Below are 17,689 nucleotides of genomic sequence, written 5' to 3'. Positions count from 1 at the left end.
AACAGACGATGGAGGCACAGGCAGTGGCGAAGGACTGGTGGCTGTACCGGGGCGCGGGCCCCGGCGAGGAGCGCCGCGCCCGGCTGGAAGCCGGAACGCCGCCGCCCTGGCGGGACTTCACCGGCGTACCCGACCCCGCCTACGGGCCGCCCGGCTGCGCCGGCGAGGCCTGGGAGCGCACCCGCAGGCGCGGCGAGGGCTACGTCCCGGACGAGCCGGAGCTGGACGTGGTCAACACCGCCCTCCACCTGCGCCGGCCGCTCCTGATCACCGGGAAGCCCGGCGTCGGCAAGTCCACCCTCGCCTACGGCATCGCCGCCGATCTGGCCCTGGGCCCCGTACTGCACTGGCCGATCACCAGCCGCACCGTGCTGCGCGACGGCCTCTACCTCTACGACGCCATCGGCCGGCTCCAGGAGGCCGGACTGGAGCAGGTCCGCGTCCCCGGCGCCCGCGCCGCCGCGGCCCCGGACGCGGTCCCCTCCATCGCCCGGTACCTGCGCCTGGGCCCGCTCGGCACCGCCCTCCTCCCGCAGGACCGGCCGCGCGTCCTGCTCATCGACGAGATCGACAAGAGCGACATCGACCTGCCCGGCGACCTCCTCACCGTCTTCGAGGACGGCGGCTTCGTCATCCCCGAACTGGCCCGCCTCGCCAAGGAGGAACCCACCGTCGCCATCGGCACCGACGACGACCCCGACGCCGGAGTGGCCGTCACCCAGGGCCGGGTGCAGTGCAGGCACTTCCCCGTCGTCGTCCTCACCAGCAACGGCGAACGCGACTTCCCGCCCGCCTTCCTGCGCCGCTGCGTCCGCCTCCACCTGGACGCGCCCGGACCCGGGAAACTCGCCCGCATCGTGCGCGGCCGGCTCGGCGTCGACATCACCGGCGAGGACGCCGCCGAGTACCAGGACCTCGTACGCAGCTTCCTCGAACGGGCGGAGGACGGCGACCTGGCCACCGACCAGCTCCTGAACGCCATCCAACTGCGCCTGGCCGGGGCCTGGTCGGCGCCCGCCGACCGCGACCGCTTCCTCGCCACCGTCATGCAGCACCTCACCGGGCCCACCGCGTGATCGAGAGGCTGCTCGCCGCCTTCGCCGAGGGCGCCGAGGACGGTGCCGCGCCCCGCACCGCCCTCGGCCCCGAGGAGATCGCCGACATCCTCTGGCTCGCCGCCCGCGTGGACCCGGGCGCCGCCCCGTCCCGGCACGGGGACGGGCACCGGCCCGCGCCGCCCGAGCCGGAAGAGCCCCCGCCCGCACCCGCCGATCCCGGCCCCGCCCCCGACGCCGGCCGCACCGGCCCGCCCCACGACGGGGCCGTCCAGCTGTTCCCCGCCGGCCGCGCCCGGCCGGAGCCGCCGCCCACCGCGCCCGGCGCCGAAGCACACGCCCGGCGCGGCGTACCGCTGCGGCTGCCCCGCACCACGTCCCTCGACGACCCGCTCGCCCTGATGCGCTCGCTGCGCCCCGTCGGACGCCGCTCCATCGGCGGGCCGGGGGAGGAGCTCGACGAGCAGCTCACCGTGGAACGCAGCATCGAGGCGATGGTCCCCACCCCGGTCCTGCGCCCCGCCGAAAGCCGCTGGCTCGACCTGGCCCTCGTCGTCGACGCCCACCCCTCGATGCTCCTGTGGAGCGACCTGGTGGCCGAACTGCGCGGGGTGTTCACCCGCAGCGGCGTCTTCCGCGACGTCCGCACCTGGCAGCTCACCGGCACCGCCCCCGGCGGCACCCCGATGCTCGCCCGCGGCCACGGCGGCCCGCCCCGCAACCCGCTGGAACTCGCCGACCCCGCCGGACGCCGGCTCATCCTCCTCGTCTCCGACACCGTCGCCGGGGGCTGGCAGGAGGCCCCGCTGCTGCGCGTCCTGCGGCACTGGAGCGCCCACAACGCGGTGGCCGTGCTGAACGTACTGCCCGAACGGCTGTGGACCCGGGGCGCCGTCCGGCCCGTGCCCTTCGCCGTGCGCTGCGACCGGCCCGCCGCCGCCACCCGCGCCTGGCAGCGGGTGCCGGCCACCCGGCGGGCGCGGGGCGGCGGGCCCGTGGTCCCGGTGGTGGGCCTCGCGTCCGGCAGCCTGGCCCGGCTCGTGCGGACGGTCTCCGGGGACGGGCGCTGGCGCCGCCTCGCCTGCCTGCGCCTGGACGCCGCCCCCGCGCCCGGGACGGCCCCGCCGCGCCGGGACACCACCGCGCTGGAGGCGGTCGAACGGTTCCGGGCGAGTGCCTCCCCGACCGCCCAGCAGCTCGCCGCCCACCTGGCCGCCGTACCGCTCACGCTGCCCGTGATGACCCTCGTACGCCGCTCCCTGCTGCGCGACTCCGAGCACGGGCACCTGGCGGAGGTGGCCCTCGGGGGGCTCTTCGCCCCGTGGGAGGGGCGGCAGCGGCCGGAGGAGGCGGAGTTCGACTTCCTGCCGGGGGTACGGGAGGTACTGCTCGGCTCCCAGCTGCGCGGGGACGTCGCCGCCGTACGGGAACTCGTGCGCCGCCGGGTCTGGGAGTTCATGTACCGCAACCGGGGCACGGGCCCGGACTTCTCCGCGACCCGGGTCACGACGGGGGAGGAGGGGCGCCGACTGGTCCCGGAGGGTGACCTGCCGTTCGCCGAACGCCCGGCGGCGCAGCGGCCCCCGGCCGACCGGCCGTTCGAGGTCCGGCTCGCCGAGCAGCGCGGGGTGCGGGACGCGGTCGTCCAGGTCCGCTTCGAGCCGCTGGCGGAGCCGCGCGAGGTGGGCACGTTGCTGGGCCCCCGGCTGGTGCTGACCGTCGGGGACGTGGAACAGCCCCGGGACGCCGTCGCGTGGGTGAGGGGCGCGGACGGCAGGGAGACCGCGTGCCGGCCCGTGTGGTGGGACGAGGCGAGCCCCCGGGTGCTGCTCCTGGAGGGCGAGGCGGACCTGGCGGACCCGCGCCGGTTCGTTCCCCCGGGGTGGGAGGTGCCGCCGGCGGACCAGGACGCGGAGGCCGTCGTCGACGGCTTCGAGGAGGTCAGCGCCCGGCGCGCCTTCTTCGGCCACGTGCTGCTGTCCGGCGGCGCCCGCAACGGCGAACTGCTCCGGTTCCCCGTCGAGCTGGGGGACTGGCACCACTTCCGGGGCGCCCCGGTCTCCCGCGGCGGCAGGTTGACCGGCATCGTGCACACGGTCCGCCCCGACCGGATGGTCTTCCTCACGGCCGAGGCCCTGCTCGCGCAGGACGGCTTCCGGGAGGCGCTGAGCGAGCGGGAGCACTGGACGGGGGTGACGGTGGCCCTGCGGGGTGGTGAGGCGGGCTACGGCCCCGGAAGCCCTCCGCGCCAGGAGCTGAGCGACCTCCTGTCCGCGGCGATGGCGGAGGCGGAAGTCGCGGGCCGGCCGGAAGGCGGGCCGGCGGGTGTCCGGGTCTCCCTGGCCGGACCCCGTGCCTTCGCCGAGGCGGGGCTGCTGCTGCTCGCGCTGCACCGGCTGACGGACCGGGACCGCCTCCCCGGCCCGCCGTTCGTCGTGGCCCTGGCGGCACACGGCGCGGGGGGCGAGGAGGGAGTCGCCGACCGGCTCCTCCAGAGCAGCACGGTGACCGCGTGGGTGAGGACCAGCGGCCCGGACCACACCCTGCGGCTCGTGCTCACCCTGTCCCAGTCGCTGTACGAGCAACTGCGCGAGCTCCTCGGCCCGCTCGCCCTGCGTTCCCTCAAACCGCTGCGGGAGGAGCCGGGGGGATGGTTCCTCGCAGGCGACCCCAGCCGGGTGGCGGAGCTGCTCGCGGACGCGGAGACGTACCGCCTCGGGGAGCCGGTCTGGCTCCGCTGCGGCTTCGGAGCCTCGGCGGAGGACCCTGCGGGGTGCATGGGTGTCGGAGTGGCTGGCCGCCACACCTGCCTGGCCCATTTGCCGCGCTCCGAGCAGGACGCCTACCTGAGCACCTTGGAGCCCGCCTCGTCCGTCGACTTCCGGGGGACCACCTTCGAGGGGGGACTCCTGGGGAGGCTGCTCGACGCGCTGCGGGATCCGCGGACCGGGACGGTCGTGGTGGACTCGTCCGCCTTCACGAGGGCGTGCTTCAAGGACGACTGGGCGGCGGCGGATGCCGTCTTCAACGGTGAAACCGACTTCACCGGTGCCGTGTTCGAGGGGCTGACGGGCTTCGCCGCGGCGACCTTCGGCGGGGACACGTCCTTCGACGGGGCCGTCTTCAGGGAGGCGGCGGGCTTCGGTGGCACCCTCTTCGCGCGTACGGCCTCCTTCCGCCGCGCCGTCTTCGAGAAGGCGGCGGTGTTCGAAGCAGCCGAATTCGAGGAGGAGGCCTCCTTCGGCCGCGCCGTGTTCGTCGGCGCGGCGCGGTTCGCCCGGGGCACCTGGGACGAGGGCGTCCTCTTCGGGCGCGCCGTCATGGAGGAGGAGGCGGTGTTCGACGGGGTGGTGGTGCGGGGGAGGGCGGACTTCGACCGGGCGGTCTTCAAGGGGCGCACGTCGCTTCGAGAGTCCCTCTTCCGGGGGCCGGTGTCCTTCACCCGCGTCGTGTGCGAGGGTCCCCTCTCCGCACTCGGCGCCCGCCTCGAACTCGGGTCGGACTTCGCGTCCATGGTCTGCGAGGGGGAAGCGGTCTTCCGCGAGGTCCGCTTCGACGGCCCGGCTTCTTTCGCCAGTGCCGTTTTCCACGGTCTGGCGGCGTTCGACACGGCCTCGTTCCTGGAGCGGGCGGGTTTCGAGCGCGCCCGTTTCCGGGGCCCGGTCCTGATCAAGAACAGCGTGTTCGCGGAGCCGGTCAGCTTCGACCACGCCGTGTTCGAGGGCATGTTCCGGTGGGTCGAATCGCGGACGGAGCCCGGACCGGACGAGGACACGGAGTGGGCGACGGCGCGCGGCAGCTTCGCCGGAGCCGTCTTCCGGGGCCCCGCACGCTTCCTGCGCGGCGAGTTCGGGGGCGGCGTCGTCTTCGACGCGGCCCACTTCGACGGTTCCGTCACCTTCGAGGCCTGCGACTTCCGGGCGGCCCTGTTCCTGACCGGCGCCCTCTTCCACGGCCCGGCCTCGCTGACCGGTGTCACCCTCGGCCGCCCGATCCGGCTCCCCGCCGACTGGACCGCGACCGAGGAGGACGGGGTGTGGGAGATCACCTCCCCCGAGCGTCCGGAATCCGGTGACGCCTGAGGCATTCTGGCCAGGTCAGCGCCAACCCAGGTCCCAGGAGCAACAGTTGACCCAGTCCGATCCCCGCCGACACGTCCCCTTCGACCGCCTCCACAACTTCCGCGACATGGGCGGCTACCGCTCCGCCGACGGCCGGACCGTCCGCTGGGGGGCCCTCTACCGGGCCGACTCCCTCGGGAAGCTGGACGGCGACGACTGGGACCGCTTCCTCGGGCTCGGGATCCGGACCGTGATCGACCTGCGCTACCCCTGGGAGATCGAGGCCAAGGGCCGGATACCGCAGCCGGAGCGGTTCTCGTACGCCAATCTCAGCATCGAGCACCGGCCCTACGACCAGGCCGAGATCGACCCGGACCTCGACCCCTGGCGCTACCTCGCCGACCGCTTCGCGGAGGTGGCCGAGGACGGCGTGGACGAGATCCGCCGCGCCGTCGAGCTCATCGCCGAAGGCCCCGGTCCCGCCGTGTTCCACTGCACCTCCGGCAAGGACCGCACCGGCCTGATCGCCGCCCTCGTCCTGACCCTGCTCGACGTGCCCGAGGAGGAGGTCCTGGCCGACTTCGCCCTCACCGAGCTCGCGACCGAACGCCTCACCGCCGACTGGCACTCCGCCCACCCGGGCCGCACCATGCGCTGGCCCGCGTACGGCCGCGCCCCGGCCACCGTCATGGAGCTGGTCCTCGCCGACCTGACGGCCCGTTACGGGTCCCCGTCCGCGTACCTCGCCGAGGCCGTCGGCATCACCCCGCGGACCACGGCCCGGCTGCGGGAGCGGCTGCTCGTCTGAGAGCCGCGCCCGAAAAACCAGGTGCCCCGGCCGGCGCGCGCCGCCTACAGTCGCGGTGCGCGCCGCCGCCAGGGCGGTGCCTGCCGATGCCGAGCGAAGAGAAGGGGAACCGGGCCATGCGTACGAACCGCACCGCCGCCGTCGTTCCCCCCTGCCGGTACGACGTGATCCCGGTGTCCCGCAGCGCGCGGTAACAGCCGCGCGGCTGTCACCGTACGCCCGTGACGCACCCTTGAAGACGGAACCCCTCCGGCCCTGCCGCGGGGCGGTCCGCTCGCGTCCCGGGAATCGCGCCGCCCTCTTCCACCCCAGGCACCGAAAGGCCCGGGCCATGCGCACCGAACCCCACACCACCACCAACACCGCCGTGCGGAACCTCGGCATCCTCGCCCACGTCGACGCCGGCAAGACCACCGTCACCGAGCGGATCCTCTTCGCCACCGGCGCCATCCACAAGCGCGGCGAGGTCCACGAGGGCACCACCGTCACCGACTACGACCCCCAGGAACGCGACCGCGGCATCACCATCTTCGCGGCGGCCGTCAGCTGCGCCTGGGACGGCCACCGGGTCAACCTGATCGACACGCCGGGCCACGTGGACTTCGCCGACGAGGTCGAGCGCTCCCTGCGGGTGCTCGACGGGGCGGTCGCGGTCTTCGACGCCGTCGCCGGGGTCGAGCCGCAGAGCGAGTCCGTGTGGCGGCAGGCGGACCGGCACGGCGTGCCGAGGATCGCGTTCGTCAACAAGCTGGACCGGGCGGGCGCCGACCTCGACACGGCCGTCGCCTCCATCCGGGAGCGGCTCGGCGCGGTCCCCCTGGTCGTGCAGCTGCCGGTCGGCCGGGAGGACGGTTTCACCGGCGTCGTCGACCTGCTGCGGATGCGCGCGCTGCTGTGGACCGCGGGTGACGGCTCGTACGAGACGCTGCCCGTCCCCGGGACGCTGCTGGAGGAGGCCCGGCGCAGGCGCCGGCTGCTGGAGGAGACGGTGGCCGGACTCCACGCGGAGGCCCTGGAGGAGTTCTGCGACGGCGGCGCGCTGAGCGAGCCGGTGCTGGTCCGCGCCCTGCGCGAGCTGACCCTCGCCGGGGACGCGGTGGTCGTGCTCTGCGGTTCGGCGTACCGCAACCGGGGCATCGAGCCGCTGCTCGACGCCGTGGTGGCGTACCTGCCCGCCCCGGGCGACATGCCGCCGGTGCGGGAGCGGGCCGCCGACCCGGCGGAGCCGCTGGCGGCGCTCGCCTTCAAGGTGACGGCGACGACGACCGGACGGCTCACCTACCTGCGGGTCTACGCGGGGACCCTGCGCAAGGGGGACTCCGTACTGGACCCGGCCACGGGCCGGACCGAACGCGTCGGGCGGATCCTGCGCGTGCAGGCCGACCGGCACGAGGAGCGGGAGGAGGCGGTGGCCGGTGACATCGTCGCCGTCGTCGGGCTGAAGGCGGCGCGGGCGGGCACCAGCCTGTGCGCGCCGGAGGCCCCGCTGCTGCTCGAACCGCCCGTGGTGGCGGACCCGGTGGTGTCGGTCGCGGTCGAGGCGGGCCGGGGTACGGACACCGGGCGGCTGGCCACCGCGCTGGCCCGGCTCGCCGAGGAGGACCCCTCCCTGGTGGTGCGGACCGATGCGGAGACCGGGCAGACCGTGCTGTCGGGGCTGGGCGAGCTGCACCTGGAGGTGGCGGTGGAGAAGGTGCGCCGGCTCCACGGGGTGGAGGTCGTCGTGGGCCGGCCGCGGGTCTCCTACCGGGAGACCGTCGTGCGCGGGGTGACCGGTTTCGTGTACCGGCACGTCAAACAGGACGGCGGCGCGGGCCAGTTCGCGCACGTCGTGCTCGACGTGGAGCCGCTGGAGGAGCCCGGTTTCGAGTTCCGCTCGGCGGTCACCGGCGGCCGGGTGCCGCAGGAGTACGCGCGGGCCGTGGAGGCGGGCTGCCGTGACGCCCTCGCCGAGGGTCCGCTCGGCGGGCATCCGGTGACCGGTGTGCGGGTGGTCCTGACCGACGGGGCGACCCACTCCAAGGACTCCTCGGAGATGGCGTTCCGCGCGGCCGGCCGGTTCGCGCTGCGCGACGCCCTGCGCACCTGCGGGGTGGAGCTGCTGGAGCCGGTCGCGGAGGTCACGGTGACCGTTCCGGACGAGGGCGTCGGCGCGGTCCTCGGGGACCTCGCCGCCCGCCGCGGCCGGGTCACGGGCTCGGCCGGGCAGGCCGGGACCACGGTGGTCACGGCGACGGTGCCGCTGGCCGAGCTGTTCGGGTACGCGTCCCGGCTGCGCGGCCGCACCCAGGGCCGGGGCGGCTTCACCAGCCGCCCGGCGGGCCTGGCGCCCGTCCCCGCGGCGGTGGCGGCGACCCTGACCGCCCGCTAGTACGGCGCGGCGCGCACCACCCTCGGGCCCCGTCCCGGCTTCGGCCGGGACGGGGCCCGAGGCCGTTTCCGCGCCGCCCGAGCCCGTTCCCACCCGCCCGAGTCGCTTTCCACCGGCGTTCCGACACCGCCCTTACATACCCCCCATGGGTATGCTACGTTGCTACGCGAAGGTACCCCCCAGGGGTATATGGCAGAGGAGGGTCAGGGCAATGTCAACCGTCAATCCCCGGCGCTGGTGGGCACTTGGCGTGCTTGCCGCCGCTCAGTTCATGGTCATCATGGACACCTCGATCATCGGGGTCGCGCTCCCCGAGATGCAGAAGGACCTGGGCTTTTCCCAGGGCGAGCTCCAGTGGGTCTTCAACGCCTACGTCATCGTCTTCGGCGGATTACTGCTGCTCGGCGGGCGGCTCTCCGACCTGTTCGGCGCCCGCAAGATCTTCGCCACCGGCTGGGTGGTCATGATCGTGGGCTCGGTGCTCGCGGCCGCCGCGCAGACCGCCTCGGTGGAGATCGCCGGCCGGGCCGTCCAGGGAGTCGGCGGCGCGCTGATCGCGCCCTCGGCGATGACGCTCCTCATGATGCTCTTCGGGCACAATCCCAAGGAGCTCGGCAAGGCGATGGCCCTCTACGGTGCGGCCGCCCCCGCCGGCGGTACGGCGGGCGTGTTCCTCGGCGGCGTGTTCACCGAATGGGTGAGCTGGCCGTGGGTCTTCATCATCTACGTCCCGATCGGCGTCGCGACCCTCGCCGCGACCAAGCTGCTGCCCGCCGTCCAGTCCCGCCGCGGCTCCGTCGACGTCCTCGGTGCCGTCGCCGTCACCGCCGGCCTCGCGCTCGCCGTGTTCGCCGTCGTCCGGGCCCCCGAGGTCGGCTGGGGCGCCACCGCCACCGTGCTGGAGCTCGTCGGCGCGGCCGTCCTGCTCGCCCTCTTCTTCGTGGTCCAGAAGACCGTCCGCGAGCCGCTCATGCCGCTCAGCGTGTGGCGGATCCCGCGCCTGGGCTCGGCCAACCTCGCGATGACGCTGCTCGGCGCCGCCTGGATCCCGATGTGGTACTTCCTCAACCTGTACCTCCAGCAGGTGCTGAACTACGGCGCCTTCGCCTCCGGCGCGGCGCTGCTCCCCATGACCGTGCTGCTGATGATCTTCATGACGGCCATCACCGCCCGCCTCATGGGCCGCTTCGGGGCCAAGCCGCTGATCGTCACCGGTCTGCTCGCCCTCGCCGCCGGGCTGGTCTGGCTGGCCGCCGTCGAGCCGACCGGCACCTTCCTCGTCGACGTCCTGCCCGCCTCGCTCGTCGCCGCGCTCGGCATGGCGCTCGCCTACATCCCGGCGATGATCGCCGCGATGTCCGGTGCCCCGCAGGAGCAGGCCGGCCTCGCCTCCGGCATCGTCAACACCACCTACAACGTGGGATCCGCCCTCGGCCTGGCCGCGCTGACCGCGCTCGCCACCACCCAGGGCGCCGGTGAGCTGGGCAACCTGCCCGCCCTCACCGACGGGTTCAGTGCCGCCTTCATCGGCGCCGCGGTCATCGCCGCCGCCGGCGCGGTGATCACCCTGCTCGTGATGAAGGGCGACAAGTCCGCCGCCCCGGCCGCCGCTCCCGCCGCCGACGCCCCCGCGTCGCGCAGCGAGACGGCGGGGGTGTGACGGACGGGACCGCCCGCACTCGCCCAAGGGGTCGCCCGACGTCCGCCCCGGACGTCGGGCGACCCCTTTTTTTCCGCACCCGGACGCACCCGAACCCGCACCGGAGCCCCTACCAGGACCCCGTATCAGGACCCCGTACCAGGGCGCCGCGCCCGTACCCGACCGAAAGGCAGACCCTCGATGAAGGACATCCGCACCCGCGCGGTGCACGTGGCCCACGAGCTCGAAGTCCCCGCGAGCCGGCCGCTGTCCGTACCGCTCGTCCAGTCCTCCGCCTTCGCCTTCGACTCCGCCGACGACCTGGCGCGGGCCATGGCCGGCCCCGACGGCGACTACGTCTACAGCCGCCGGGGCAACCCCACCGTGCGGGCCCTGGAGCGCACCCTCGCCGGGCTGGAGGGCGGGGCCTCGGCCATCGCCTTCGCGTCCGGGATGGGCGCCATCAGCGGGGTCCTGCTGGCCCTGCTGCGCCCCGGCGACCAGGTGATCGCGCAGCGCTGCCTGTATGGGGGGACGTACGCGGCGCTGAGCGACCTGAAGGAGCGCTACGGCGTACGGGTCGACCACATCAGCGGTGACGACGCGCGGGAGTTCGAGGCGCTCGCCGGGCCGCGCACCCGGCTGCTGGTGCTGGAGACCATAGCCAACCCCACCGGCCAGGTCCCCGACCTGCCCGGCCTGCTGGCGGCGGCCCGGCGCCTCGGGGTGATCAGCGCCGTGGACAACTCCCTCGCCTCGCCCGTCCTGTGCCGGCCGATCGAGCACGGCGCCGACATCGTGCTCCACTCCACCACCAAGTACCTCGCCGGGCACTCCGACGTCCTGGGCGGCGCCGCCGTCTTCGCGGACGACGCCCTGCGCCGGGAGCTGTGGCCGCGCACGGTCGAACTCGGCGCCAGCGCCGACCCGTTCGCCGTCTGGCTGACGCTGCGCGGGATCGCCACGCTGCCGCTGCGGATGCGCGAGCACTGCGCCAACGCCGGCCTGCTGGCGCAGCGGCTGGCGGCCCACCCCGCGGTGGCGGCCGTCCACTGGCCGTGGCTGGGAACGCACCCCTCGTACGCCATGGCCCGCAAGGTGCTCTCCGGCGGCGGCGGGCTGCTCTCCTTCGACCTGCGCGGCGGCCGCGAGGCGGGCCGCTCCTTCGTCGAAGGGGTGCGCCTCGCCCGGCTCGCGCTGTCGCTGGGCGGTGTGGAGACGCTGGTCACCCACCCTGCCAGCACCTCCCACCGGGAGCTGGACGAAGCGGCGTTGGCGAGCGCCGGGATCGGTCCGGGCCTGGTGCGGATGTCGGTCGGCATCGAGGACCCGGAGGACCTGTGGCAGGACGTCGAGCAGGCGCTGCGATAGAACAGGCACTGTGGTCTTCTTTTGGGTTGACAAAATAATCGGCTGATTCGTAGATTGGTTCACGCCAGAGAAACCACTCCTCTCCGTCAAGGGGGTCGCGTGATGCGCTACTTCGAGGACTTCCGGACCGGCGACGTCCACGAACTGGGCACCGTCACCGTCACGGCGGAGGAGGTGCTGGAGTTCGGCAGGCGCTTCGACCCGCAGCCCTTCCACACCGATCCGGCGCTCGCCGCCCAGACCCCGTTCGGCGGCCTGATCGCCAGCGGCTGGCACAGCGCCTCGATGTTCATGCGCCGCTACGTCGACGGGCTCCTCGCCTACAGCGCCTGTACCGGCTCCCCCGGCGTCGACGAGATCCGCTACCTGCGGCCCGTCCGCCCCGGGGACGTGCTCACGGCGCGCGTCGAGATCCTGGGCTCGCGCCCCTCGCCGTTCAACCCGCGCACCGGCGTCGTCCAGCCCAAGTGCACGCTGGCCGACGCCGACGGGAACGTCGTCTTCAGCATGATCCTGCACAGCATCTTCGAGCGGCGGCCCGCCGAGTGCGACGCACCGCACCCCGCCGCCGCCGAGGACCCGGTCGTCCGCGTCCGCTCCCTGGCCTGACCTTTCCCCCCGCCCGCCGAGTGAAGGGAGCCTCCCGTGGAGGCCGTATCCCGCACCGCCCAGTGGACCGCCGCCGCGCGGGCCCTGGAAACCGAGCGCGAGGACCGGCTGTTCGCCGACCCCTACGCGCGCACCGTCGCCGACACCATCGGCTTCGACCTGCTGGAGCGCTACGCCGGCGCCGGCACCGTGCCGTTCCTCGCCATCCGCACCACCTACCTGGACCGGCAGATCGTCCGCACCGTCCAGGAACACGGCATCCGCCAGGTCGTGTTCCTCGCCGCCGGCATGGACACCCGCTTCTACCGGCTCCCGTGGCCCGACGGCGTCACCGTCTACGAACTCGACCGGCCCGCCCTCCTGGAGGCCAAGGCCGAGATGCTCGCCGACGAGCCGGCCCCCGCCGGACGCACCCGCGTCACCGTCCCCGTCGACCTCACCCAGGACTGGACCGGCCCCCTGGAGGAAGCCGGCTGGCGCGCCGACCAGCCCGTGCTGTGGGTCGTCGAGGGCCTCCTCTTCTTCCTCCCCGAGGAAGCCGTACGCGGCCTCATCTCCACCCTGGCCGGCCACTCCGCGCCCGGATCCGTCCTGCTCGGCGACGTCATCAGCAAGGCCGCCCTGCAGAACCCGCTGTCCCGGCCCTTCCTCAACTGCCTCGAAGAGGACGGGAACCCGTGGCTCTTCGGCACGGAGACCCCCGAGGACCTCCTCGCCGAATGCGGCTGGGACGTCCGCGAGGTCCGCCAGCCCGGCGAGGACGGCGCCGACTTCGGCCGCTGGCCCTACCCGGTGCCCGCCCGCAGCGTCCCCCGCGTCCCGCGCTCCTTCCTGTTCACCTGTGACCTCCCGACCGCCGAGGTGAAGGCAGCATGACCGCCGTCAACGACTTCCACCAGCGCGTCATCAGCGACGCCGGAGCCGCCGTACGCGGCCTGACCGTCGCCCTCGGCGAACGCCTCGGCCTGTACCGGGCGCTGGCCGAGGCCGGCCCGCTGACCCCCGCCCAGCTCGCCGAGCGCACCGGGATCAACACCCGCTACGCCGAGGAGTGGCTGCACGCCCAGCTGAGCGCCGGCTACGTCGAGCGCCACCCGGGCGCCGGCACGTACACGCTGCCCGCCGACCACGCCCCCGTGCTGGCCGACCCCACCGCCGTCACCTTCGCCGCCGGGTTCTTCACCGCCCTCAAGGCCCTCTACGGCACCGAAGACCTCCTCGTCGACGCGTACCGCACCGGCGACGGCGTCGGCTGGGCCGAGCACGACCCGGCCCTCGACACCGGCATGGGCAGCTTCTTCCAGCCCACCTACGAGCACCGCCTCGTCCCCGAATGGCTGCCCGCCCTCACCGGGGTCACCGGCAAGCTCGCCGCCGGCGGCACCGTCGCCGACGTCGGCTGCGGCGTCGGCCACACCACCCTGCTGATCGCGAAGGCCTTCCCGCAGGCGACCGTCCACGGCTTCGACTACTCCGAAGAGGCCATCTCGATCGCCCGCCAGCTCGCCGACGAGGCCGGGCTCTCCGACCGCGTCGTCTTCGAGGTCGCCTCCGCCGACGACTACCCCGGCACCGGCTACGACCTCGTCACCTTCTTCAACGCCCTGCACGACATGGGCGACCCGGTATCCGCCGCCCAGCACGTCCACAAGTCCCTGGACGCGGACGGCACCTGGATGCTCGTCGAGTCGAACGTCTCGCCCGACGACGTCGACACCCAGACCCCGGCGGCCCGCATGTTCATGGCCCTCTCCGCCGTCATGTGCCTGCCCGTCGCGGTCGCCCAGCGCGGCCCCCACGCGCTCGGCAACCACTCCGGCGAGAAGGCCTTCCGCGCCATCGCCGAAGAGGCCGGCTTCACCCGCTGGCGCCGCGCGACCGAGACCCCGGTCAACGCCGTCTACGAAGTCCGGCCGTAGGCCGCGGGGCCCGCCGCACCGGGTCCGCGCAGCGAGGGGGCCGCCCCGGCGGCCCCGGCACCACCCCACACCCCGAGGAGTCACCATGGGCGTCAGCGCCCCCCTGCCGGTCAGCGACCGGTTCCTTGAAGTCCTGGAACGGCTCAGCCACCGCTCCATCGAGGAGTACTACAACCCCTACCAGCAGTTCGACTGGCCCGAGAAGCTCGACGAGGGCCGCATGTGGATGACCCCCGAGCTGCTCACCGTCTACGGCACCCCCTTCTACGAGGAGCTCGGCGAGGAGACCCTCCAGCGCCTCTCCAAGTGGGAGAGCATCAACTTCTACAGCCTCAACGTGCACGGCATCCGCGAACTGCTCATCGAGGTCGTCGGCCGCATCCACATGCCCGGCTTCGAGGTGCCCTCGGACTTCTTCCACCACTTCATCGGTGAGGAGAACGAGCACATGTGGTTCTTCGCCGAGTTCTGCCGCCGCTACGGCGACAAGATCTACGGCTCCACCGCCCTGCGCGCCGACTCCGCCTGGGAGCCGGAGGTGGAGAACTTCCTGGTCTTCGCCCGGATCCTGTTCTTCGAAGAGCTCGTCGACCACTACAACACGCGGATGGCGCGGGACGAGGACCTCTGCCACACCATCCGCGAGGTCAACCGCATCCACCACCAGGACGAGTCCCGGCACATCGCCTTCGGCCGCGAACTGGTCTCGCTGCTCTTCGACCGCATGCGCGAGGCCGTCCCCGCCGCCCGCGTCGCCGAGGTCGAGGCGTACCTCAAGCGGTACGTCGTCTACAGCCTCAACTCCCTCTACAACCCGCACGTCTACCGCGACGCCGGCATCGCCGACCCGGTGGGCCTGCGCAACGCACTGGTCGCCGACGAGCGCCGCCGGCCCTTCGAGCGCAAGACCATCCGCAAGCCGCTCGGATTCTTCCTGAAGACCGGGATCTTCACGGACGACGTCCTGCCCGTCGTCTGAGAGGCCCACCGCCGTCCGAGAGGTGACTCCCCATGACCGCCATGACCACCGCCACCGCCGCCGCCACCGACACCCGGGGCCTGCCGTCGCTCGGCCCCGAGGGCACCGCCCTGCTGAGACTGCTCGACGACACGTTCGAGAGCTGGGGCGTCCAGGCGGGCGCACGGTCGATGACCATGCCCCCGCTGCTGCCGGCCGCCGACCTGGCCCGGCTCGACTACTACGACAACTTCCCGCACCAGGCCGTCGTAGCGGCCCCGCTGAACCTGGACGTCCGGGAGACCAGCGAGTTCTCCACCGACACCGGCTGCTTCCCCTGTGACGCGCTGGAACCGGCCGCCCTCGGCCTGCCCTCCGCGTCCTGTTACGCCGTCTACATCGACCACCAGGGCCGCCCGGCCGCCGACGACGAGCTCGTCACCGTGGTCGGCTGGTGCTTCCGCAAGGAGGCCCACTACGAGGGACTGCGCCGCCAGCTCGGCTTCCGCATGCGGGAGATCGTCGCCATCGGCACCCGCGAGCACGCCGAACAGCACCTGGCCACCTTCACCCGGCGGATCAACGCCTTCGCCGAGGCCCTGGACCTGCCGCTGAGCCGCGAGGCCGCCTGCGACCCCTTCTTCGACAAGGGCAGCTCCAAGGCCGTCCTCCAGCGCCTGACCCCGGTCAAGCACGAGTTCCTCTACGAGGACCTCGCGATCGCCTCGGTCAACACCCACCGCAACTTCTTCGGCGACCGGTGCGAGATCCCCCTCGCCTCCGGCGGCGGCCCCGCCTTCACCAGCTGCGTCGCCTTCGGCCTGGAGCGCTGGCTGTCCGCGCTCACCCGCCGCCACGGCAGCTGGGGTGCGGCGACCGCCGCGGTCCTGCGCGCGAACGCGGCCGGGCCGGCGATCTGAGGTGCCGACCCGACCCGTCGCCGCCCCGCCGGCGGGCGGCCTGGGCTGGGCGAACCTCGGCATGGACATCGTGTCCGTCACCCGTGTCCGCCGGCTCCTGCGCCTCTACGGCGAGGACTTCTTCCAGCGCATGCTCACCCCCGGCGAAATCGCCGACTGCCGTACCTCCGCCAAGCTCGACGTACTGAGCCTGTGCGGGCGGATCGCCGCCAAGGAAGCGGCGTTCAAGACCCTGCGCGTCCGCGCCGTGTTCCTGCCCTGGCGGGACATCATCGTGCGGCGCTCCGAAGGCGGCTGGCCGCTCGTCGAACTCCACCGCTCCGCGGCCGAGATGGCCGAACGGTCCGGCATCGCCGGGATCACCGTGACCATCAGCCACGACGTGGACTACGCGGTGGCGGTCGCCGCCCCCGTGCTCGACCCGCTCGCCGTCCCGGAGCCCCTCCCGGCGCCGGGCCCCGCCCCGGAGCCCGAACCCGCGCCCCCCACCCCACCCGTACACAGCACTTCAAGGAGAGACACCATGTCCGACGGTCTGCAGCTCGTGAAGAACTGGCTCCTCGCCCGCCACGAGGAGCTCGACGACATCGCCGGCGACCTCGACCTCATCGAGACCCGGCTGATCGACTCCCTGTCCTTCGTCGAGTTCGTCTTCCTGCTGGAGCAGCACAGCGGCCGCGCCATCCAGCTGGAGACCCTGGAAGTCGACGAGATCCGCACCCTCGACGCCATCCGCACCCACTTCTTCTCCGCCAAGGTGGGCCAGGCATGAGCAAGCGGCTGTTCACCTCCGAGTCCGTCACCGAGGGCCACCCCGACAAGATCGCCGACCGGATCAGCGACACGATCCTCGACGCGCTCCTGCGCGAGGACCCCACCTCCCGCGTCGCCGTCGAGACCCTCATCACCACCGGCCAGGTCCACATCGCCGGCGAGGTCACCACGACCGCGTACGCGCCCATCGCCGAACTCGTCCGCGGAGCCATCCTCGACATCGGCTACGACTCCTCCAAGAAGGGCTTCGACGGCGCCTCCTGCGGCGTCTCGGTGTCCATCGGAGCCCAGTCCCCGGACATCGCCCAGGGCGTCGACACCGCCTACGAGCAGCGCGTCGAGGGCGAGGGCGACGAGCTCGACAAGCAGGGCGCCGGCGACCAGGGCCTGATGTTCGGCTACGCCACGGACGAGACGCCCGAACTGATGCCGCTGCCGATCCACATCGCGCACCGGCTCTCGCGCCGCCTCACCGAGGTCCGCAAGGACGGGAAGATCCCCTACCTGCGCCCCGACGGCAAGACGCAGGTCACCATCGAGTACGACGGCGCCAAGGCCGTCCGCCTCGACACCGTGGTGGTCTCCACCCAGCACGCCGCCGACATCGACCTCGACTCCCTCCTCACCCCGGACATCCGGGAGTTCGTCGTCGAGCACGTGCTCGCGCAGCTCGCCGAGGACGGCATCAAGCTGGACACCGAGGGCTACCGCCTGCTGGTGAACCCGACCGGCCGCTTCGAGATCGGCGGCCCGATGGGCGACGCCGGCCTCACCGGCCGCAAGATCATCATCGACACGTACGGCGGCATGGCCCGCCACGGCGGCGGCGCCTTCTCCGGCAAGGACCCGTCGAAGGTGGACCGCTCGGCCGCGTACGCCATGCGCTGGGTCGCGAAGAACGTGGTCGCCGCCGGCCTGGCCGCACGCTGCGAGGTCCAGGTCGCCTACGCCATCGGCAAGGCCGAGCCCGTCGGCCTCTTCGTCGAGACCTTCGGCACCGGCACCCTGCCCGACGAGCGGATCCAGGAAGCCGTCTCCGAGGTCTTCGACCTCCGCCCGGCCGCGATCGTCCGCGACCTCGACCTGCTCCGGCCGATCTACGCCCAGACCGCCGCCTACGGCCACTTCGGCCGCGAGCTCCCGGACTTCACCTGGGAGCGCACCGACCGGGTGCACGCGCTGCGCAAGGCAGCCGGGGTCTGAC

At 73.4% G+C, this 17,689-nt stretch carries 13 protein-coding genes; all 13 read left to right on the top strand.

Features of this window, described 5'->3' with window-relative positions; all coding sequences use genetic code 11:
* Positions 1–8: 8 nt before the first annotated feature.
* The 13 genes from OG553_RS05770 to metK all read left to right on the top strand — a co-directional run bounded on the left by OG553_RS05770 (position 9) and on the right by metK (position 17,688).
* Positions 9–1,076, top strand: coding sequence for an AAA family ATPase (locus OG553_RS05770; protein ID WP_405977938.1), 1,068 nt, complete (start codon positions 9–11; stop codon positions 1,074–1,076).
* Complete coding sequence (locus OG553_RS05765) at positions 1,073–5,137, top strand: SAV_2336 N-terminal domain-related protein (RefSeq protein ID WP_405977937.1); 4,065 nt, start codon at positions 1,073–1,075, stop codon at positions 5,135–5,137. Before OG553_RS05770 ends, OG553_RS05765 begins: the two co-directional genes overlap by 4 nt.
* Before the next feature lie 46 nt (positions 5,138–5,183).
* Positions 5,184–5,924: a tyrosine-protein phosphatase gene (locus OG553_RS05760; RefSeq protein WP_405977936.1), complete on the top strand. Its 741-nt coding sequence runs from the start codon at positions 5,184–5,186 to the stop codon at positions 5,922–5,924.
* A 331-nt stretch (positions 5,925–6,255) separates the two neighbouring features.
* Complete coding sequence (gene fusA / locus OG553_RS05755) at positions 6,256–8,295, top strand: elongation factor G (RefSeq protein WP_405977935.1); 2,040 nt, start codon at positions 6,256–6,258, stop codon at positions 8,293–8,295.
* 211 nt (positions 8,296–8,506) lie between these two features.
* Positions 8,507–9,955 (top strand): MFS transporter, encoded by a 1,449-nt coding sequence (locus OG553_RS05750; RefSeq protein WP_405977934.1) that lies wholly within the window; start codon positions 8,507–8,509, stop codon positions 9,953–9,955.
* A gap of 180 nt (positions 9,956–10,135) precedes the next feature.
* A complete protein-coding gene (locus OG553_RS05745; RefSeq protein ID WP_405977933.1) occupies positions 10,136–11,305 on the top strand; it encodes a trans-sulfuration enzyme family protein in 1,170 nt (389 codons plus the stop codon).
* A 102-nt stretch (positions 11,306–11,407) separates the two neighbouring features.
* The gene (locus tag OG553_RS05740; protein ID WP_362469520.1) at positions 11,408–11,914 is read left to right on the top strand and encodes a MaoC family dehydratase; all 507 of its coding nucleotides are present in this window, start codon (positions 11,408–11,410) and stop codon (positions 11,912–11,914) included.
* 36 nt (positions 11,915–11,950) lie between these two features.
* Entirely contained in the window at positions 11,951–12,790 is an 840-nt protein-coding gene (locus OG553_RS05735; protein WP_405977932.1) for a class I SAM-dependent methyltransferase, read from the top strand.
* Positions 12,787–13,833, top strand: a complete 1,047-nt coding sequence (locus tag OG553_RS05730; RefSeq protein WP_405977931.1) for a class I SAM-dependent methyltransferase — start codon at positions 12,787–12,789, stop codon at positions 13,831–13,833. The genes OG553_RS05735 and OG553_RS05730 overlap by 4 nt, the downstream gene beginning before the upstream one ends.
* A gap of 85 nt (positions 13,834–13,918) precedes the next feature.
* A complete protein-coding gene (locus OG553_RS05725; RefSeq protein ID WP_405977930.1) occupies positions 13,919–14,812 on the top strand; it encodes a diiron oxygenase in 894 nt (297 codons plus the stop codon).
* Positions 14,813–14,844: 32 nt separating this feature from the next.
* On the top strand, positions 14,845–15,711 hold the full coding sequence (locus tag OG553_RS05720; RefSeq protein WP_405977929.1) for a hypothetical protein: 867 nt from the start codon (positions 14,845–14,847) through the stop codon (positions 15,709–15,711).
* 1 nt (position 15,712) lies between these two features.
* Positions 15,713–16,483, top strand: a complete 771-nt coding sequence (gene acpS / locus OG553_RS05715) for a holo-ACP synthase (protein ID WP_405977928.1) — start codon at positions 15,713–15,715, stop codon at positions 16,481–16,483.
* Positions 16,480–17,688, top strand: a complete 1,209-nt coding sequence (gene metK / locus OG553_RS05710; protein WP_405977927.1) for a methionine adenosyltransferase — start codon at positions 16,480–16,482, stop codon at positions 17,686–17,688. The genes acpS and metK overlap by 4 nt, the downstream gene beginning before the upstream one ends.
* Position 17,689: the final 1 nt, after the last annotated feature.

This window comes from Streptomyces sp. NBC_00158, assembly GCF_045160885.1.
Lineage (GTDB): Bacteria > Actinomycetota > Actinomycetes > Streptomycetales > Streptomycetaceae > Streptomyces.
The sequence above is the reverse complement of the archived record's forward strand: the minus strand, read 5'-3'. Positions and strand labels throughout refer to the sequence as shown.